At 70.2% G+C, this 19,356-nt stretch carries 19 protein-coding genes and 1 pseudogene; 14 read left to right on the plus strand and 6 right to left on the minus strand.

From position 1 onward, the window contains the following. Positions 1-91 precede the first annotated feature (91 nt). A complete protein-coding gene (locus tag ACFYSH_RS30985; protein WP_031097477.1) occupies positions 92-457 on the minus strand; it encodes a DUF1844 domain-containing protein in 366 nt (121 codons plus the stop codon). Between the two features lie 387 nt (positions 458-844). Between ACFYSH_RS30985 and infC the strand changes: the two genes are divergently transcribed. The 9 genes from infC to ACFYSH_RS31030 all read left to right on the plus strand — a co-directional run bounded on the left by infC (position 845) and on the right by ACFYSH_RS31030 (position 10,690). After that, positions 845-1,507 (plus strand): translation initiation factor IF-3, encoded by a 663-nt coding sequence (infC, locus tag ACFYSH_RS30990; protein WP_359470085.1) that lies wholly within the window; start codon positions 845-847, stop codon positions 1,505-1,507. A gap of 120 nt (positions 1,508-1,627) precedes the next feature. Further along, entirely contained in the window at positions 1,628-1,822 is a 195-nt protein-coding gene (gene rpmI, locus ACFYSH_RS30995; protein ID WP_099176763.1) for a 50S ribosomal protein L35, read from the plus strand. Positions 1,823-1,935: 113 nt separating this feature from the next. Further along, positions 1,936-2,319: a 50S ribosomal protein L20 gene (gene rplT, locus ACFYSH_RS31000; RefSeq protein ID WP_003970214.1), complete on the plus strand. Its 384-nt coding sequence runs from the start codon at positions 1,936-1,938 to the stop codon at positions 2,317-2,319. Between the two features lie 162 nt (positions 2,320-2,481). Further along, a complete protein-coding gene (locus ACFYSH_RS31005) occupies positions 2,482-3,321 on the plus strand; it encodes an RNA methyltransferase (RefSeq protein WP_359469733.1) in 840 nt (279 codons plus the stop codon). 140 nt (positions 3,322-3,461) lie between these two features. Further along, positions 3,462-4,616, plus strand: a complete 1,155-nt coding sequence (locus ACFYSH_RS31010) for a PAS domain-containing sensor histidine kinase (RefSeq protein WP_359469735.1) — start codon at positions 3,462-3,464, stop codon at positions 4,614-4,616. A 114-nt stretch (positions 4,617-4,730) separates the two neighbouring features. Beyond that, complete coding sequence (pheS, locus tag ACFYSH_RS31015) at positions 4,731-5,858, plus strand: phenylalanine--tRNA ligase subunit alpha (protein WP_359469737.1); 1,128 nt, start codon at positions 4,731-4,733, stop codon at positions 5,856-5,858. After that, entirely contained in the window at positions 5,858-8,368 is a 2,511-nt protein-coding gene (gene pheT / locus ACFYSH_RS31020; RefSeq protein WP_359469740.1) for a phenylalanine--tRNA ligase subunit beta, read from the plus strand. The genes pheS and pheT overlap by 1 nt, the downstream gene beginning before the upstream one ends. A gap of 360 nt (positions 8,369-8,728) precedes the next feature. Further along, positions 8,729-10,072, plus strand: coding sequence for a transcriptional regulator (locus tag ACFYSH_RS31025; protein ID WP_359469743.1), 1,344 nt, complete (start codon positions 8,729-8,731; stop codon positions 10,070-10,072). Positions 10,073-10,159: 87 nt separating this feature from the next. Beyond that, the gene (locus ACFYSH_RS31030; RefSeq protein ID WP_359469746.1) at positions 10,160-10,690 is read left to right on the plus strand and encodes an NUDIX domain-containing protein; all 531 of its coding nucleotides are present in this window, start codon (positions 10,160-10,162) and stop codon (positions 10,688-10,690) included. Positions 10,691-10,801: 111 nt separating this feature from the next. Here ACFYSH_RS31030 and ACFYSH_RS31035 read toward each other — a convergent pair. The 3 genes and pseudogenes from ACFYSH_RS31035 to ACFYSH_RS31045 all read right to left on the minus strand — a co-directional run. After that, a pseudogene (locus ACFYSH_RS31035) lies at positions 10,802-11,173 on the minus strand (2Fe-2S iron-sulfur cluster-binding protein); the annotation flags it as partial. Between the two features lie 328 nt (positions 11,174-11,501). Next, positions 11,502-12,524 (minus strand): zinc-dependent alcohol dehydrogenase family protein, encoded by a 1,023-nt coding sequence (locus tag ACFYSH_RS31040; RefSeq protein WP_359469749.1) that lies wholly within the window; start codon positions 12,522-12,524, stop codon positions 11,502-11,504. 69 nt (positions 12,525-12,593) lie between these two features. Then, complete coding sequence (locus ACFYSH_RS31045; protein ID WP_388756867.1) at positions 12,594-13,832, minus strand: MFS transporter; 1,239 nt, start codon at positions 13,830-13,832, stop codon at positions 12,594-12,596. Positions 13,833-13,969: 137 nt separating this feature from the next. Between ACFYSH_RS31045 and ACFYSH_RS31050 the strand changes: the two genes are divergently transcribed. Both ACFYSH_RS31050 and ACFYSH_RS31055 read left to right on the plus strand, forming a co-directional pair. Next, positions 13,970-14,875, plus strand: coding sequence for a helix-turn-helix transcriptional regulator (locus ACFYSH_RS31050; RefSeq protein ID WP_359469755.1), 906 nt, complete (start codon positions 13,970-13,972; stop codon positions 14,873-14,875). 310 nt (positions 14,876-15,185) lie between these two features. Next, positions 15,186-15,554: a BlaI/MecI/CopY family transcriptional regulator gene (locus ACFYSH_RS31055; RefSeq protein ID WP_388756872.1), complete on the plus strand. Its 369-nt coding sequence runs from the start codon at positions 15,186-15,188 to the stop codon at positions 15,552-15,554. A 428-nt stretch (positions 15,555-15,982) separates the two neighbouring features. Here ACFYSH_RS31055 and ACFYSH_RS31060 read toward each other — a convergent pair whose 3' ends face one another. Continuing rightward, positions 15,983-16,141, minus strand: coding sequence for a hypothetical protein (locus ACFYSH_RS31060; RefSeq protein ID WP_388756876.1), 159 nt, complete (start codon positions 16,139-16,141; stop codon positions 15,983-15,985). A gap of 310 nt (positions 16,142-16,451) precedes the next feature. Continuing rightward, on the minus strand, positions 16,452-17,033 hold the full coding sequence (locus ACFYSH_RS31065) for a TetR/AcrR family transcriptional regulator (protein WP_388756879.1): 582 nt from the start codon (positions 17,031-17,033) through the stop codon (positions 16,452-16,454). 96 nt (positions 17,034-17,129) lie between these two features. Here ACFYSH_RS31065 and ACFYSH_RS31070 point away from each other — a divergent pair, with 96 nt between their 5' ends. From ACFYSH_RS31070 to ACFYSH_RS31080, 3 genes are all read left to right on the plus strand, one after another. Then, the gene (locus ACFYSH_RS31070; RefSeq protein ID WP_388756882.1) at positions 17,130-17,975 is read left to right on the plus strand and encodes a class I SAM-dependent methyltransferase; all 846 of its coding nucleotides are present in this window, start codon (positions 17,130-17,132) and stop codon (positions 17,973-17,975) included. 142 nt (positions 17,976-18,117) lie between these two features. Beyond that, the gene (locus tag ACFYSH_RS31075; protein ID WP_388756884.1) at positions 18,118-18,513 is read left to right on the plus strand and encodes a DUF6153 family protein; all 396 of its coding nucleotides are present in this window, start codon (positions 18,118-18,120) and stop codon (positions 18,511-18,513) included. Positions 18,514-18,630: 117 nt separating this feature from the next. Continuing rightward, positions 18,631-19,257, plus strand: coding sequence for a DUF305 domain-containing protein (locus ACFYSH_RS31080; RefSeq protein WP_388756887.1), 627 nt, complete (start codon positions 18,631-18,633; stop codon positions 19,255-19,257). The last annotated feature ends 99 nt before the right edge of the window (positions 19,258-19,356 follow it).

The following is a 19,356-nucleotide window of genomic DNA, read 5'->3' on the forward strand; positions in this document are numbered from 1 at the left end:
GGCTGCACACCTACAATCACCACCGCGGACACACCGCGCTCGCAGGCAAACCACCCGCCAGCCGCGTCCCCAACCTCACAGGGCAATACACCTAGCCGTAGACGGGACCGGTGTACTTCTCGCCCGGGCCCTGACCGGGCTCGTCCGGTACGAGCGAGGCCTCGCGGAAGGCCAGCTGCAGCGACTTCAGGCCGTCGCGCAGCGGCGAGGCGTGGAACGTGCTGATCTCGGTGGCGCTCGCGTCGAGCAGCCCGGCCAGTGCCTGGACCAGCTTGCGGGCCTCGTCGAGGTCCTTGTGCTGCTCGCCCTCCTCGGTCAGGCCGAGCTTCACGGCTGCCGCGCTCATCAGGTTGACGGCGACGGTCACGATCACCTCGACCGCGGGAACCTCCGCGATGTCGCGGGCCATGTCGTCGAAGCCGGGGTTCTCGGTGCTGGGAGTGGTCGCGTCGCTCATGCCCCACACGATAAGGCCACGTCGGGGCGGCTCCGCCTGTGGGAGCCGCCCCGGCAGCGGGTTAGCCGTGGGCCCGGGGAGCTGCTAACCTTGTGTAACGACCGGCCGGACACCTATGTGCTCGGCCCACAAGTGGAGGCTCCGATCTCCCACCTGACCGTCCTCAGGGACGGCGGGTCACCGGTCAGGTGGCAGCCATCGTTCCGTACGGACGATGGGGCCGCCCGATTGCGCCCCGCGGTTGCACGCGGCGGTGCTCCGGTAGTTCCAGGAGCCCCGCCTGTGTCCCGTCCGGGGCATTTCTGCTTTCCCGGCACGGTTGGTCTCAAGAGAAGACGTTACGCGGCTGTCCGCCAGGCGGTCGCGTGGTGCTACCGAGGAGGATCCATCAGCGCCGAGCCCCGCATCAACGACCGGATTCGCGTTCCCGAGGTGCGACTTGTCGGTCCCAGCGGCGAGCAGGTCGGGATTGTTCCGCTTGCCAAGGCCCTGGAGCTCGCACAGGAGTACGACCTCGACCTGGTCGAGGTGGCGGCGACAGCCCGTCCCCCCGTGTGCAAGCTCATGGACTACGGGAAGTTCAAGTACGAGTCGGCCATGAAGGCCCGTGAGGCGCGCAAGAACCAGGCGCACACGGTCATCAAGGAAATGAAGCTCCGGCCGAAGATCGACCCGCACGACTACGACACCAAGAAGGGTCACGTCGTCCGGTTCCTCAAGCAGGGGGACAAGGTCAAGATCACGATCATGTTCCGCGGTCGTGAGCAGTCCCGTCCCGAGCTGGGCTTCCGACTGCTTCAGCGTCTCGCTTCGGACGTCGAGGACCTCGGCTTCATCGAGTCGAACCCGAAGCAGGACGGCCGGAACATGATCATGGTTCTGGGCCCGCACAAGAAGAAGACCGAAGCCATGGCCGAAGCCCGCGAGGCCCAGGCCGCCCGCAAGGCGGAGCGTCAGGGGTTCGCCCCCGACGCCGAGTCCGAGGGTGAGACCGCTGAGGCCCCCGCCGCAGCGGCCGAGGCTCCGGCCGAGACACCTTCCGAGGCGTGACCTCCGGGGGTCGCCATCCAGGCGCCCCCGGGTCCCCCGGAAGCCACCCAAAGATCTGACGCCCCTGCAGTCCGGTGCCCGCACCGTGAGGGGCGCCACTGACGAGGAGATAACGGCGCGATGCCGAAGAACAAGACGCACAGCGGTGCCAGCAAGCGCTTCAAGATCACCGGCTCCGGCAAGGTGCTGCGCGAGAAGGCCGGCAAGCGCCACCTGCTCGAGCACAAGTCGTCCAAGAAGACCCGCTCGCTGACCGGCACGGTCGTCGTGGCTCCGGCCGACGCCAAGAAGGTCAAGAAGCTTCTCGGCAAGTGAGGCGCCGCCTCCGGTGAACCCGGAGGCGCGACCTCGATCCGACCGGGACCAATTCGTTTCCGGGCCGGGTGCGTTCCACTGCGACCACCCGTCCCCGCTGCAAGGAGTTAAAAGTGGCACGCGTCAAGCGGGCAGTAAACGCCCACAAGAAGCGCCGGGCGATCCTCGAGGCCGCCAGCGGTTACCGCGGTCAGCGTTCGCGCCTGTACCGCAAGGCCAAGGAGCAGGTCACCCACTCCCTGGTCTACAACTACAACGACCGCAAGAAGCGCAAGGGCGACTTCCGTCAGCTCTGGATCCAGCGCATCAACGCGGCTGCCCGCCAGAACGGCATGACGTACAACCGCCTCATCCAGGGTCTGAAGGCCGCCAACATCGAGGTGGACCGCAAGATCCTGGCCGAGCTCGCGGTCAACGACGCCAACGCGTTCGCCGCCCTCGTCGAGGTTGCCCAGAAGGCCCTCCCGAGCGACGTCAACGCCCCGAAGGCCGCCTGATCCAGGCAGTACTTCCGTCGTTCCAGCGTTTCGAGCCGGACCCGCAGGCGTGTGCCGTCTGCGGGTCCGGTGCGTTGCACCACGTGTCGCGTACGTAGTCAGCCGTACGCGGAGAAACGTACGCAGAGAAGCTGACTTACGCAGAGAGGCTCGCCGCCGACCATGGGCACCCCCGAACTGATCTCCGCGCGGTCGCCGCGAATCGCCGCCGCACGGCGGCTGGCCAGGCGTAATTTCCGCGGCAAGGAGCGCAGGTTCATCGCCGAGGGGCCGCAGGCCGTGCGGGAGGCCGCCGCGCACCGGGGCGGCGACGGCGAACCCACGCTGACCGAGCTCTTCGCCACCGTCGAGGCGGCCGACCGGTACGCCGACATCATCGAGGCCGCCGGTGCCGCGGGCGCCCGCGTGCACCTCGCGGACGGCGACGTGCTCGCCGACGTCTCGCAGACCGTCACCCCCCAGGGACTGATCGGTGTCTGCCGCTTCCTGGACTCGCCCTTCGAGGACATCCTCGCGGCGAAACCCACCCTGGTCGCCGTCCTCGCCCATGTACGCGACCCGGGGAACGCGGGCACGGTGCTGCGCTGCGCGGACGCCGCGGGAGCGGACGCGGTCGTGCTCACCGACGCCTCCGTGGACCTCTACAACCCCAAGTCGGTCCGGGCATCCGTCGGCTCGCTCTTCCACCTGCCGGTGGCCGTCGGCGTACCCGTGGAGCAGGCCGTGCGGGGGCTGAGGGACGCCGGTGTGCGCATCCTGGCGGCCGACGGCGCCGGCGAGGACGACCTCGACGACGAACTCGACGCCGGCACCATGGGCGGTCCCACCGCCTGGGTGTTCGGCAACGAGGCATGGGGCCTCCCGGAGGAGACGCGTGCCCTGGCCGACGCCGTGGTCCGGGTCCCGATCCACGGCCGGGCCGAGAGCCTCAACCTCGCCACCGCCGCGGCCGTGTGCCTCTATGCCTCCGCGCGGGCCCAACGCCCGCGGCGCACCGGCTGATCCCGGCGACCGCCCCACCGATCGATACGCGCCACAGGCCGCCGGTGCCCGCCCGGAGGGTGTCGCCCGGCCTCCGGCGCCTAGTAGGGTGACGGACTCGGGGGCCCACTGCACCGGTGCGAGAGGTGGGGTACGGGAAGATGGCTGTCGGCATGAGCAGGCCGCGAGCGACAGACACGGCCGCCGTGCGCGCCCTTTCCGCCGGAGCCGGCGCGAGCCGCACCGTCGGGGACCCCGCGACGGGTATCGACCCGGACGATCTGCCCGACGGCCTCGTCGTCGCCGACGAGGACGGCACGGTCATCTGCTTCAACGCGGCCGCGGCCCGGATCACCGCTACGCCCGGGGCGGCCGCACTCGGCCACCCCCTGCACCAGGCACTGCCCCTCGAGGACCTCAAAGGGCGACGCTGGTGGGAGCTGACCGACCCCTACGGCGGGCTCGCCACCCGGGTCGGCCAGCCCGAGCGGAACCTGCTGCTGCCCGGCGGCCGTGAGGTCCTGGTCTCCGCCCGGTACGTTCGGGAGACCCCTACCGGGCCGGTCCGCCGGCTCGTCGTCTCGCTGCGCGGCACCGAGGCCCGCCGCCGCACCGAACTGAGCCACGCCGAACTGATCGCCACGGTCGCCCATGAGCTGCGCTCCCCGCTGACCTCGGTCAAGGGCTTCACCGCCACGCTCCTGGCGAAGTGGGAGAGGTTCACCGACGACCAGAAACGGCTGATGCTGGAGACCGTCGACGCCGACGCCAACCGCGTCAACCGGCTCATCGCCGAGCTGCTCGACATCTCCCGCATCGACTCGGGGCGGCTGGAGCTGCGGCGCCAGCCCGTGGACATCTCCGCCGCCGTCGAACGCCACGTCCAGGCCCTCACCGCGAACGGCCAGGCGCCCGACCGCTTCCTCGTCCGCACCCGGCAGCCACTGCCCGACCTCTGGGCCGACCCGGACAAGGTCGACCAGGTCCTCGGCAACCTCCTGGAAAACGCGGTGCGCCACGGCGAGGGAACCGTCACCATTGAGATCGGCCCCGCGCCCGCACCGGGCAAGAGCGACGAGATCGGAACGGCAGTCACCGTGAGCGACGAAGGTCCCGGCATCCCCGAGGAGTCGATGGCCCGCGTCTTCACCCGTTTCTGGCGGGGCAGCAAGCGCGGCGGGACCGGACTGGGCCTGTACATCGTCAAGGGCATCGTCGAGGCGCACGGCGGTACCATCACGGTCGACCGCGCATCGGGCGGCGGCGCCGAGTTCCGATTTATCCTGCCCGTGAGCGCGCCTGCCTATCTGGCCTAGGCGGCCCACGGGCTTCTTCGTCCACCGGCGGCCCGTAGACTCGACTTTTGGCACCTTTGCGTCCTCAGTCGTCGAACCAGGGTCGCCACCAGCCAATCGGAAGCACGGGAAGAGATGTCGGCACCGAACAAGTCGTACGACCCAGTCGAGGTCGAGGCACTGAAACCGGAAGAGATCGAGCGCATGCGGGACGAGGCGTTCGCCGCCTTCGCCGCCGCCGGCGACCTCGACGCGCTCGCCCAGGCGAAGACCGCGCACACCGGTGGTACCTCGCCCCTGTCGCTCGCCAACCGGGAGATCGGCGCACTGCCGCCGCAGGCCAAGGCCGAGGCGGGCAAGCGCGTGGGCCAGGCCCGCGGGGCCGTGTCCAAGGCGCTCGCCGCCCGGCAGGCCGAGCTGGAGGCCGAGCGTGACGCCCGGGTACTGGTCGAGGAGGCGGTGGACGTCACCCTGCCCTACGACCGCATCCCGGCCGGTGCGCGCCACCCCCTGACGACCATCATGGAGCGCGTCGCCGACGTCTTCGTCGCCATGGGTTACGAGATCGCCGAGGGCCCCGAGGTCGAGGCGGAGTGGTTCAACTTCGACGCCCTGAACTTCGTGCCCGACCACCCGGCGCGCCAGATGCAGGACACCTTCTTCGTCCAGGGCGCCGACGGCGCCAAGGGCGACGAGTCCGGTGTCGTGCTGCGGACGCACACCTCGCCGGTCCAGGCCCGCTCGCTGCTCAGCCGCAAGCCCCCCGTCTACGTGGTCTGCCCCGGCCGGGTCTACCGCACCGACGAGCTCGACGCCACGCACACCCCGGTCTTCCACCAGATCGAGCTGCTCGCCGTCGACGAGGGCCTCACCATGGCCGACCTCAAGGGCACCCTCGACCACATGGTCCAGGCGCTCTTCGGCCCGGACATGAAGACCCGGCTGCGGCCGAACTTCTTCCCGTTCACCGAGCCGTCCGCCGAGATGGACATGGTCTGCTACGTCTGCCGCGGCGCGTCCGTCGGCAACCCGGACCGCCCCTGCCGCACCTGCGGCAGCGAGGGCTGGATCGAACTCGGCGGCTGCGGCATGGTCAACCCGAAGGTGCTCGTCGCCTGCGGTGTGGACCCCGAGAAGTACAGCGGATTCGCCTTCGGATTCGGTATCGAGCGGATGCTGATGTTCCGCCACAACGTCGAGGACATGCGAGACATGGTCGAGGGCGACGTCCGGTTCACCCGGCCGTTCGGGATGGAGATCTGATGCGCGTCCCGCTTTCCTGGCTACGGGAATACGTCGACCTGCCGGCGACGGAGACCGGCCGTGACGTACAGGCCAAGCTCGTCTCCGTCGGCCTCGAGGTCGAGACCGTGGAGCAGACCGGCGCCGGCCTCAAGGGCCCGCTGGTCGTCGGACAGGTGCTGACCATCGAGGAGCTGGAGGGCTTCAAGAAGCCCATCCGCTTCTGCACCGTCGACGTCGGCTCCGCCAACGGCACCGGTGAGCCGCAGGAGATCGTCTGCGGCGCCCGTAACTTCGCCGTGGGCGACAAGGTCGTCGTGGTCCTCCCGGGCGCCGTGCTGCCCGGAGACTTCGCGATCGCCGCGCGCAAGACGTACGGCAAGACCTCGCACGGCATGATCTGCTCCACCGACGAGCTCGGCATGGGCGACGACGGCACGCACGGCATCATCGTGCTCCCGCCGGAGTTCGAGCCGGGCACCGACGCGATCGAGCTCCTGGAACTCGTCGACGAGGTCCTCGACATCGCCGTCACACCGGACCGGGGCTACTGCCTCTCGATGCGTGGCGTCGCCCGCGAGACCGCCATCGCGTACGGGCTGCCGCTGCGTGACCCGGCGCTCCTGGACGTGCCGCCGCCCAACGCGCACGGCTACCCGGTGAAGGTGTCCGACCCGATCGGATGCAGCAACTTCACCGCGCGTACGGTCACCGGCCTGCGGCCCGAGGCGCGCTCCCCGATCTGGATGCAGCGCAGGCTGCAGAAGGCCGGGATGCGCACCGTCTCGCTGGCCGTCGACATCACCAACTACGTGATGCTGGAGCTCGGGCAGCCGCTGCACGCCTACGACCGCACCCGAGTCACGGGGACGATCGGGGTGCGCCGCGCCGAGCAGGGTGAGAAGCTCACCACGCTCGACGGAGCCAAGCGGGTCCTGGACGCCCAGGACCTCGTCATCACCGACGACCGCGGGCCGATCGGCCTCGCGGGCGTCATGGGCGGCGCCGACACCGAGATCGCCGACCACGCCGAGGACGCCGGGACCACCGAGGTCGTCATCGAGGCCGCGCACTTCGACGCGATCGCCATCGCTCGGACAGCGCGCCGCCACAAGCTGAGCTCCGAGGCGTCCAAGCGCTTCGAGCGCGGTGTCGACCCGCAGGCCGCCGCTGCCGCAGCGCAGCGCACGGTCGACCTGCTGGTCCTCCTCGCGGGCGGCACGGCCGAGGCCGGCGTCACGGAGATCACCGCCCCGTCCGCACCCCGCAGCATCGCGATGCCCGCGAACCACCCGGACCGGGTGGCCGGTGTCGCGTACGGCCGCGAGACCGTCGTACGCCGCCTGCAGCAGGTCGGCTGCGACGTCTACGGGCAGGACGAGCTGATCGTCACGGTGCCGTCCTGGCGCCCCGACCTCGCCGAGCCGAACGACCTGGCCGAGGAGGTCATCCGGCTGGAGGGGTACGAGAACCTCCCCTCCACCCTGCCGACGCCGCCGTCCGGACGCGGGCTCACCGACCGTCAGCGGCTGCACCGCCGCATCGGCCGGACCCTCGCAGGCGCCGGTTACGTCGAGGCGCTCAGCTACCCGTTCATCGGTGACGCCGTCCTCGACCAGCTCGGCCTGGACAAGGACGACGCCCGCCGCCGTACGGTCACCCTCGTCAACCCGATCTCCGACGAGGAACCCGCACTGCGCACCACGCTGCTGCCGGGTCTGCTCGGCACGCTGCGGCGCAACGACGGCCGTGGCAGCCACGACCTGGCGCTCTTCGAGACCGGTCTGGTCTTCAGGCCGACCGGCGAGGAGACGAAGGCCGTGCGCCTGCCCGTCGACCGCCGGCCCACGGACGAGGAGATCGCCGCACTGGACGCGGCCCTCCCGCGCCAGCCGCGCCGCGCCGCCGTCGTCCTCGCGGGCGCCCGCGAGCAGGCCGGCTGGTGGGGCAAGGGCCGCCCCGCCGACTGGGCGGACTCCGTCGAGGCGGCACGCTCCATCGCCCGTGAGGCAGGCGTCGAGGTGACGGTCCGCGCCGACCGTCACGCCCCGTGGCACCCCGGACGGTGTGCGGCGCTCTACGTCACGGTCGCCGGCGAGGAGATCCTCTTCGGACACGCGGGCGAACTCCACCCGCGGGTGGTGAAGGAGCTCCACCTGCCCGAGCGGACCTGCGCCATGGAGGTCGAGCTCGACGTCCTGGAGCAGGCCGTCGACGGTGCGCTCCAGGCGCCCCGGATCTCCACCTTCCCGGTGGCGACCCAGGACGTCGCGCTCGTCGTGGCCTCGGACGTGTCCGCCGACGTGGTGGAGAAGGCGCTGCGCGAAGGCGCCGGCGACCTGCTCGAATCACTGCGGCTGTTCGACGTCTTCACCGGCGAGCAGGTCGGTGAGGGCAGCAAGTCCCTCGCGTACGCGCTGCGGTTCCGTGCCCCGGACCGCACGCTGACCGTCGAGGAGGCCTCCGCGGCCCGCGACACCGCGGTCGCCCTGGCCGCCGAGCGCACCGGCGCGGTGCTGCGCGGAGCGTAGTACCCGAGCGGTGGGAAGGGGCGTATCCGGCCACCGGATACGCCCCTTCCTGTGCTCGCCGGACGGCCCGGGGCCGCACACACGCCCTCCTGCCATCGGGGCAGCGGGCCGTGCGCGAGCCGGCGCCGCCCGCCCCGCCACGGAGTGTCGGGCAGGCCGGCGGGACGGACGGCGCGGGTGCGGGTCGTCGGACTGTTACGAGGGGGAGCCGACGACCCGGCCGCCTCTTGCGAGGCACTCATTCAACCGGGTGGTGCCCCGGCGCGGCAGCGCGCACAGCAGGATGGTTCGGGCATTCCGTTCACACCCCGTGTGAACCGTGCTCCACTAGGGTCATCGCGACGCGCACATGGGGGGGCAATGGAGCCCAACGTCCTGCTCGAATCCCTGATCGACGAGGCGGGTGTGTCCCGTGCGGGGCTCGCCGGCCACGTCAACCAGGCCGGCCGCGCCCGGGGACTGGGGCTGCGCTACGAACACACGGCGGTCGCCCGCTGGCTCAAGGGGCAGCGTCCGCGCGGGCAGGTCCCCGACCTGATCTGCGAAGTCCTCGGCGGCCGGCTGGGCCGGCCCGTCACCCTCGACGACATCGGCATGGGAATCCCCGGGATGACGCGCACAGCCGCCCCGGGCGCCGGCCTCTCCGGGTTCGTCGAGCACGCGACGGCCCTGTGGCGCTCCGACGAACAGCAGCGCCCGCACCTCGCCGCCGTGCCCGCTGTCACGGGCACGACAGCCGTGATGCCGGTCTGGGAGTGGGAGAACCCGCCCGAGGACGCCGATGTCTCCCGCGCCGGGCCGTCCCGCGTGAGCACGGCGGACATAGCGATGCTCCGCGCGGCCCGCGCGCACTACGAGCAGATGTACCGCAAGGCGGGCGGTGTCGCGACCAGGCCCCGCATCGTCGGCTTCCTCAACGCCGAGGCCGCGCCACTGCTGCGCGGCGGGTACGGCGACGCGACAGGGCGCAGGCTCCACCGCGCGACCGCCGGGCTGGTGGCCGTGGCGGGCATCTGCGCCTACGACTCCGACGCCCATGGACTGGCCCAGCGCTACTTCCACCAGGCACTGCGTCTGGCCAAGGCCAGCGGGGACCGGGGGCTCGGCGGCTATGTGATCGCGCTGCTCGTGAATCAGTCGCTGCACCTGGCCGAATTCCGTGCGGCCGTCGCCTTCGCCGAGGCGGCGCTGCGCGCGGCGGGCCCGCACATCACCCCGGCGCTGGCCACCGATCTGCACGCGATGCAGGCCAAGGCCTACGCCCAGCTCGGCGATCACCGTGGCGCACTGGACAGCATCGGCCGTGCCGAAGCCCAGGCCGGCCGCATCCGCAGCGGAGGCGAACCGGACGAGACGGGGTACGTCCAGCCGGGCCTGGTCAACGTGCAGGTGGCGGAGGCACTGCTGTGTCTGGGGGACCTGGCCGGCGCCCGGGAGCACGCGGCGGCGGCCGTACGCTCCCCGGCGCACGACCGTGGGACCGTGCACCGGCTCGCCATGCTCACCCACCTCGAACTGCTCCAGGGGGAGGCGGACAAGGCGGCCGGTACGGCCTCGGACATGGCGGAACGCGCCCGGGGCATGGAGTCACGACGGCTGAGGGACCGGCTGCGCGCCGTACGCGACCATCTCGCCACCAGCGGCAGCGCCGACGCCGCGGCGGCGGCCGGTGTCATCGACGGAGCGCTGCGCGTGCCCCTGTGAGCCTCGCCCCAGGAGCCTTCACGCGTTCCCCTGCTGGGCGGACCCTGTTCCGATGTTGCCTTCGACCAGTCGGAAGGTGGCAGAACTGTGCAGTGGACGAACCTGAGCGAACAGACTGTGTACGAGAATCACTGGTTCCGGGTCAACCTGGCGGATGTGGTGCTCCCCGACGGCCGGCATCTGGACCACTTCGTCATCCGCCTCAGGGCCGTCGCCGCGGCGACCGTCGTCAATGAGGCGAACGAGGTGCTGCTCCTGTGGCGGCACCGTTTCATCACCGACAGCTGGGGCTGGGAACTCGCCGCGGGCGTGGTCGAGGACGGCGAGGACGTCGCCGCCGCGGCGGCGCGGGAGATGGAGGAGGAGACCGGGTGGCGCCCCGGCGAGCTGCACCCGCTGATGACCGTGGAACCGGCCAACGGTCTCGTCGACGCCCGGCACCACCTCTTCTGGTCCCGCGAGGCCACGTACACCGGCCATCCGGCGGACGACTTCGAGTCCTCGCGCCGTGAGTGGGTCCCGCTGAAGCTCGTGCCGGACATGATCGCCCGTGGTGAGATCCCGGCGGCGAACATGGCGGCCGGTCTGCTGATGCTCCATCACATGCGGCTGGGCTGATCCCACGTGCCGGTGCGGCGGGCCGTCCGGGACCTCCCGGGCGTACCGCCGCGCAGGCGGGGACCGCTCACTCGTACGGGTAGAACCCCGAGCCCGTCCTGCGGCCGAGCCGGCCCGCGTCAGGCAGGAGTTTGGCCGCTGCCCGTCGACCAGGACGGTGCAGGCGCCGCAGGCACCGGCGTTGCAGCCCTTCTTGGACCCGGTGAGGCCGAGGTGCTCGCGCAGCAGGTCAAGGAGCGAGGTGCGGTTGTCGGCCGACACCGTGCGGCGGGTGCCGTTGACAGTCAGGGAGACGCGGCTGGAGGGCGCCGCGCCGACGGCGGCGGCCTCCCCGGGGCCGGCGAGGAAGGTCCCGCCGATCACGCCACCGGCGACGACGGTGCCTCCGGCCGCGGCGGTGGTGGCTATGAAGGTCCGTCGGCTTGGTGACGTGGAGGACGTGGTGGCTGAGGAAGGAGGCGGGACCGCAGGTTCAGGGGACATGTGTACGCCTTCGCATCGATGATGGATCAGGGCCACGCAAGGGAACAGCTGAGGCAGGTGGCTCCGGTCAGCGTTCGAGGAGCCGCATGCCGGCTTCTTTCAAGTCACCCAGCTCGGTGTGCTTCACGTTCGTCTCTCCGGTTGCCATCGCTGCCCGGTGTTCGCTGGGACACTGCTGCCGGGCCGCGCACCGCTGGAGACCGCTTCGTCAAGGTGGCGGGCAGGACCGGAGCCGCGGTCGCCGGCCTGTTCGCCTCCCGTGATCCCCGGCAGTCCCTCCCCGCCCAGGTAGCCGGCTGCCGGGGCGGGGAGGGAAGGCGCATGTGGATCAGAAGGTGAGGAGGACCTTGGTGGCGCGCCGCTCGTCCATCGCCTTGTAGCCCTCGGCCGCCTGTTCCAGGGGCAGGGTGAGGTCGAAGACCTTGCCGGGGTCGATCGTGCGGTCCCAGATGAGCTGGATCAGGTCGGGCAGGAACCGGCGTACGGGGGCGGGGCCGCCGAGGGTGTGGATACCTGCGAAGAACAGCTCGATGCCGGGAATCTTCACGTCGTAGTTCACGCCCACGTAGCCCAGGTGCCCGCCGCCGCGGGTGGCGCCGACGGCCTGCATGAACGACTCCTGGGTGCCGACCGCCTCGATGACCGAGTGCGCGCCGTACCCGCCGGTGAGGTCCTTGATCCTCGCGACGCCCTCGTCGCCGCGCTCCTCGACGATGTCGGTCGCGCCGTAGTAGCGGGCCAGCTCCTGCCGCTCGGGATGGCGGGACATGGCGATGATCCGCTCGGCGCCGAGCTGCTTGGCGGCCAGGACGGCCATCAGGCCGACCGCGCCGTCGCCGACGACCGCGACCGTCTTGCCGGGGCCGGCCTCGGCGGCGACTGCGGCGTACCAGCCGGTGCCCAGTACGTCGGAGGCGGCAAGAAGGGCGGGGATGAGCTCAGGGTCGGGCTGCCCCGGGGTGGCGACGAGAGTGCCGTCGGCCAGCGGGATGCGGGCCTTCTCGGCCTGGGTGCCGATCCCTGCGTGGACGAACTCGGCGTGCACGCACTTGGACTGGAAGCCGGCCTGGCAGATCTCGCAGGTGTTGTCGGAGATGACGAACGAACCGACGACGAAGTCTCCCGGCTTGACGGTCTTGACCGCGGAGCCGATCTCTTCGACGACGCCCACGTACTCATGGCCCATGAGCGTGTGGTCGGCGGGCTCGATCCCGCGGTACGGCCACAGGTCCGAGCCGCAGATGCAGGTCGCGGTCAGCTTCACGATCGCGTCGGTGGGTTCGATGATCTTCGGGTCGTCACGGTCCTCGACTCGGACGTCGCCGGCCGTGTGCATCACTACTCCACGCATGGGTGGATCTCCTTGATCTTTGCATATCAGGTATATCAGGTGGTTTTGTGCGTATTTGTGCGCTAGAGCCTATAGCGCCGTGCTGCGCCGCTGGGTGAGCGCAATGGTGATCGTGGGGATCAGCGTCAGTGCGGCGATGACGGTGCCGACCGCGGCCGGACCCGTCGTACCCAGCGACGATTCGAGGGCGATTCCGGCGATCCAGGAACCGACGGCGGTGCCAAGGTTGAACGCCGACACCGTCAGCACGGACCCCAGGGTGGGGGCCTTGCCCGCGAAGCGGACGCCCAGGGCGATGAGCACCGGGTTCGCGCCGAGTCCGAAAAGACCCAGCAGGACGACCAGCACGATCGTGGGCGCGGCCTGTCCTGACAGCAGGCAGAGCGCCAGCAGCAGGAGCGTGGTCACCGCGGGGGCCACGATCGTCGTCATGTACGGACGCCTGTCGCCGAGGCGGCCTCCCACCAGGAAGCCCGCCAGGGCGCCGACGCCGAAGCCGGCCAGGACCAACGGCACGATGCCGGCGGCCAAGTGGGCCCGGTCGGTCAGCAGCGGCGAGATGTAGGTGTACGTCGACATCACACCACCGGCCGTGGTCACACACGCGGCCAGCGCCAGCCACAGGCGGCCCGAGCGCACGGCGGACAGCTCGGAGCGGACCGAGACTGCCTGGCTGCCGTCGCCCGTGTCGCGCGGGACTTTTCTGGCGATGAGAACCGTGGCCGCCGCGCTGAGGACGGCGAGTGCCCAGAAGGGGCCCCGCCAGCCCATGAGCTGACCGGCGAAGGATCCCAGCGGTACGCCGACGACGTTGGCGAGCATCGCCCCCGCCCCCACGACGCCCAGCGCGCGGGAACTCGCGGCGGGACCGGCGGCACGCGCTGCCACCACGTTGGCCACCGCCCAGAACGCGCCGGTCGCCAGCGCGGTCACGAACCGCGCCACCAGCAGCAGCGCGAAGCTGGATCCGAGCGCGAGGATGACGTGCCCGACAGCGAAGATGCCCAGTGCGAGGACCAGCGTCCACCGCTTCGGCAGCCGCAGAGTGAGCATCGCCATCAGCGGCGCGCCGATGATCATTCCGACCGCGAAGACCGTGATCAGCAACCCGGCCCGGGCCACGCTCACCTGCACGTCGCTCGCGATCTCCGGGAGCAGACCCGCCACCACGAATTCGGTCGTGCCCATCAGGAACGTGCCCAGTGCGAGAACGTACACGACGGCCGGAAGCCGGGACGGTTTCGGTTGCCCAAGGGCATCGACGCGTACGTCGGCGGGGGCGTGGAGGGCTTCTCCTCGCGTGGTCATTGAAAGGCTCCGTGGGGGGTCGGGTTCGTGGTGCGTATCCCAGGAAACCGCCTTCGACGCGTGCGCGGGAGGCTGCGTTTATAGGGGGTACAAGCTCACCCCCCCAGCACCATGACCTGCGCCGTAACGTGGAAAACATGGAACGCAGCCCTGACAACCGTGCCGACATCCGCGACTTCCTCGCCCGTCGGCGCGCCCAGCTCACGCCCGAGCAGGTCGGCCTGCCCACCAGCGGGCGACGCCGGGTGCCGGGGCTGCGCCGCGAGGAGGTCGCCGTCCTCGCCGGCGTGAGCACCGAGTGGTACACGCGCCTCGAGAAGGGACACATCAGCGGCGTTTCCGAGGACGTCCTGGACGCGGTGGCCCGCACACTGCAGCTCAGTGAGGACGAACGCACCTACCTGTTCGACCTGGCCAGAGCCGCCCGCCCCAGCGCCGCGCCCCGGCGCCGCCGCAAGGCCACCGCCCTTCCGCCCCACGTCCAGTGGCTGCTCGACTCCATGACACTTTCCGCGGCCTTCGTCACCAACGGACGCCTGGACATCGTGGCCACCAACGCACTCACCAGAGCCCTCTTCTCCCCGCTGCTCGACAGCCACACCACCGACCAGCGCGGCCGCCCGAACTTCGCCCGGTACTGGTTCCTCGACGACACCTCAGCCGACTTCGCCGACGACTGGGACGGCGCCGCCACCATGACCACCGCGCTGCTGCGCGCCGAGGCCGGCCGGTACCCGGAGGACAAGGGGCTGCGCGAGCTGATCGGCGAACTGTCCACGGTCAGCGCCGATTTCCGCACCCGTTGGGCCGCCCACGACGTACGCATCCACCACGGCGGCGTCAAACGCTTCCACCACCCCGCCGCCGGCCCCCTGACCCTCACCTACCAGCCGCTCGACCTGCCTGTGTCCGTCCAGGAAGCGCACTCCCTCACCATCTACACCGCCGAACCGAACACCCCCGACGAGGACCGTCTCAAGCTCCTCGCCAGCTGGTCGGCGACTCGATCCCTGAAAACAGAGCCCACCAGCAAGGATTCCTGACCCGGGCCTCGATCCGAGCTTCTCGCCGCAATCAGCGTCAAAGGAGCGTCACGAGCATCGAGGTATCGCCCATAACGCACACACCGCACATGATGCGCATGCGCAATCTGCAGGCCAGGTCCCTTTGCGACAGGTGCAAGGATCGTGACGCACTCCACGTGGTGCGTCATCGGGAACACGCCAACGACGTGGAGGGGGAGCTTCAGCGGCATCTCGCAGGCCCCCTGTGCCCAGCCGTACATGAGGGAAAGCCCTTCAGAGCCTCTACGATGACCAGAGCGAATGCGGTGGATGGAGAGTGGCGCGAGCCATGCGACGGCTGGGGGATCTCGAGGCCGAGATCATGGACTGCCTGTGGACATGGGGCAGACCGGCCACGGTTCGCGACGTCGTCGATGACATCAACATCCGCCGTCCTGCGGCGTACACCACGGTCATGACGGTGGCCACGATCCTGTTCAACAAAGGGTGGCTGACCCGGGAGAAGCAGGGGCAGGCATGGCTCTACACGCCGGTGCGCAGCCGCGAGGCGTACGCGGCGGCCTTGATGGAGGACGCCCTCGGGGTCAGGGAGGACCGTCCGGCGGCTCTGGCTCATTTCATCGAGCGGATGAATGGGGACGAGGTGGCCGCGTTGCACGAGGCGCTGCGGGCCGTAGGACGGCGTACGGCGCCGTGAACGCGGCTCCTGCTCTGCTGGAGTATGCGGCCACTGTGGGAATGGTTGCGCCGCCGATCTTGGCCCGGGCCCGTTGGCCGCACCGGTCACCGCGCCTGGCTGCGGCTGTGTGGTCGGCCCTGGCCGTGTCGTTTTCCTTGTGCGTTGCGCTGGCCGTCGTCCATGCGCTGACTCCCGACGCACACGTCGGTGTGCTGTATTCCTGTCAGGTTGCGCTTGGTATCAGTCCTGGTCAGGGGGCGGTGGCCAGGTGGGGGATCACCGCACTTGCTGTCGTGGCCGGAGCGCACGTCGGTGTGTTCGCCTTCCACGCACTGCGGGCCCGTGGCGCGCGCAACCGCCACCGCACTGTGCTGGACATGATCGGGCGCCGAACGCCTGCCCTGCGGGCCATCGTGCTCGAACACCCGGGGAGTCCTGCAGGTCGGCTACCTGCTTCTTGCGCTTGTCCGCGCTCTCTTTGGCCCGTTGTACTTCTCGGTCGCCTGGGTCGCCTCCTCGTAGAGGCGGTCGACCTGCGCCTGCACGCCCTTCTTGGTCGGGTCCGGCAGCGGGTCGGCGGACGCCGACTGCGTCGAAATCGCCACTGCCGCAGCGGTGGCGGCCGTGAGCACAGTGGCGTATGCGGCATTCGACTGCTTGGGACGACGGTGGGACGCCACTGAGGCGAGCTCCTTCTCCTAGGCCGTCGCACCCCAGACGCACCCGGTCTGGTTTCGCGCAGGCGGCGCGATGCGACGCGTCCTGGCTGCCGCCCCCGGTGGGCGGTCGACCATGCGAAGACTCGACGCTCGACCTCGTTCCAAGCCTGGGCGTTGCTGAGCCGTTTGGTGTGGCACGCGCTGGGTCCCCCGAGGGCGATGCGTGCCTCATAGAGAGTGTGCGTTGTCGGTTGCGTCAGACGAGAGCCGCGATGACCCGGTCCATCTGGCTCGCCGGTTCGGGAGCGCCTGGCCAACTGGCCATCAGTAGATGGTGAGCGGTGGCGACCAGGGCGAGAGCGCAGGCCCTGGCGTCCGTGGTGGCGGCTACCCGGCCCAGGTGCTGCTCGGCTTCCAGGTAGGAGGCGATTGCTGTCTCGATGGTGGTGAAACCGGGTGCGCCGGCGGTCAGCGCCTCACGAAAGCGCGTGGCCGCCCCAGGGCGTGTGAGGGCCAGGCCGGCCATCGCCGGGCCGGCTGAGGTGAGCAGCGCTCTGGCCACCACGGAAAGGTTCTCCGTCACGGTGTCCTGCCCCACTCGGTCCGGCAGGCCGGTGGCCAGTTCGGCTGTGCGGGCGAAGCGGTCAAGCACGAGTTCGGCGACGAACTCGTCCAGGCCGCCCGCGAAGTGCGCATGCAGCATCCCCTTCGCGCAGCCAGCCTCGGTCGTGACTGCACGGCTGGTCAGGGCGCCGGGGCCGTCATGTGCGACGACGCGTTCGGCGGCAGTGAAAAGCAGTTCGCGGACGTCGGGGACGGCTACTCCACGGGGGGACATCAAACACCTTCCGGTCGCGGGTGGGTACGGGTAGACAGTATGGGCAAGTGCCCATACTGTTTGGGCGTACGCCCATTCTAGGCGAGGAGGCCCGTCATGCGGCAGAGCGTCAACGTCCAGCAGGAGCAGGCGTGGAACGGCTACGAGGGTGCGCACTGGGCCCGTAATCAGGACCGCTGGGACGCTGTCAACGAAGGCTTCAACGCGCCCTTGCTCGACGTCGCCTCGATCCAGTCCGCCGACGCGGTCCTGGACATCGGCTGCGGGGCGGGAGCCACCACTCGCCTCGCCGCCCGCAGAGCTGCCGAGGGGCGGGCCACGGGAGTCGACCTGTCAGGGCCCATGCTGGATCGCGCCCGAGCCACAACGCACGCCGAGCGCCTCGGAAACGTGACGTTCGAGCAGGGTGACGCCCAGGTGCATCCGTTGTTCGGGCGGAACTTCGACGTGGCGATCAGCCGCTACGGCGTCATGTTCTTCGCCGACCCCGTGGCCGCCTTCACCAATATCGGCGGCGGTCTGCGTCCTGGGGGCCGGATCGCGTTCATCTGCGCAGCCGGCGCCGAAGGCAACGAATGGCTCCACGCGCTCGCCACACTGCGGGACTGGCTTCCAGTCGGCGAATTCGGGGCGACCGGCGGGCCGGGCATGTTCTCGCTCGCCGATCCTGACCGGGTGGAAGAGGTGCTCGAGGCGGCTGCATTCACTCGCATACGCACACGGCACGTAGAAGCACACGGCAGGTGGGGAGAAGGCGCAAGGGATGCTGCGGACTTCCTGCTCGGCTCAGGTCCCGGCCGCCACCTGCTGCAGCAGGTCGACGCAGAGACCGGCGACCGAGCGCGGCGTCGACTCACTGAAGAGCTACGCCCCTACGAAGACGCCCAAGGAGTGGTCCGAATGCGCAGCTCGGCTTGGTTGGTCACAGCCGAACGGCCGTAACCAAGCCACGATACTCACACCCGCCGGCGGCGCCACGCCGCATGGCAGAGTCCAGGTCGCGGGCTTCACGGCTGCTTCATGGACGCGGACAGTGGCGGTGAGCCAGCGGTCGATGTGCGGGGGAGCCCGTACGATGGGCCGCATGACCAGGAGTACGCTCACAAGCCACCGCCCTGCAGGGCGGTGGCTTGTGCTGCTGGTGATGGCGGTCCTGGCCGGCGTGCTGGGCATGCACGCTCTGGCTCCCGGCGGAGCGCCCGCGGTACACGCGAAAGCCGGCCACGAGATGGTTCAGGCGGTGAACGCTTCGCACGCGAGTGCGGGCTGCTCGCACGCACACCACGAACCAGGTCACCTCGACCACGCCGACGGGACATGTTCCGCAGCTGGCGTCGGCTCCCCGTACGCCCCGCCCGCGCTGACCGTCGCCGCAGTCGACGCACCCGCCGCGTCCCCGCTCTCGGAGACAGCACCGGTGTCGGCCGAGGCCGGCCGGGCACCGCCAGATCTGTCCGAACTGCAACTCCTTCGGATTTAGAGCGCCCCGCACGGCACCCCCTTGTCCCGGCCCGGCCGGGAACTGGTGCCGCGCTTCGGCATACCTCATTTCCGTGAATTCAGCGCGCGTCGTCGCGCTCGAAGGAGTTGCGCCACCATGAACAGCAAGCGTTCCCTCGTCCGCCGTACCGTTGCCGTGGCAGCCGCCGGTGCGGCCGCTGTCGTCCTCGCCGCCTGTGGCGGCAACGGCGACAGCACCGCGTCCGGGCACGACGGCCACAACAGCACGAAGTCGCCGTCGGCCTCGGCTTCCCAGACACCGCAAAACGCCGCGGACGTGATGTTCGCCCATGGCATGATCCCGCACCACCGCCAGGCGGTCGAGATGGCCGATCTGGCACCCACTCGTGCCCAGTCGGCGCAGGTCAAGACACTCGCCGAAGACATCAAGAAGGCCCAGGATCCGGAGATCAAGACGCTGTCCGGCTGGCTCACCTCCTGGGGCGAGGAAGTGCCCGCCGAGGGCGCCATGGACCACTCCATGCACGAGTCGGGCGGGATGATGACCGCCGAGGACATGGACAAGCTGGAAAATGCTTCAGGTAAGGCGTTCGACACCGCCTTCCTGGAGATGATGATCAAGCATCACGAGGGTGCGGTGGCCATGGCCAAGAGCGAGCAGGCCGACGGTGCCTATGGGCCTGCCAAGAAGATGGCCGATGCCATCGTCACCTCGCAGAGCGCCGAGATCACCCAGATGGACACCTTGCTCGCCAAGAGCTGACCGGTTGCCGGTGCGGGGGCGTGCGCTGCGCGCCCCCGCACCGGACGCCGGCCTCCTTCGTCCAGAGACCCTTCGGTCCCGACGTGATGGCTCCGACCC

Origin of the sequence: Streptomyces sp. NPDC005791, from assembly GCF_042871485.1 — a bacterium.
Taxonomy (GTDB): Bacteria; Actinomycetota; Actinomycetes; order Streptomycetales; family Streptomycetaceae; genus Streptomyces.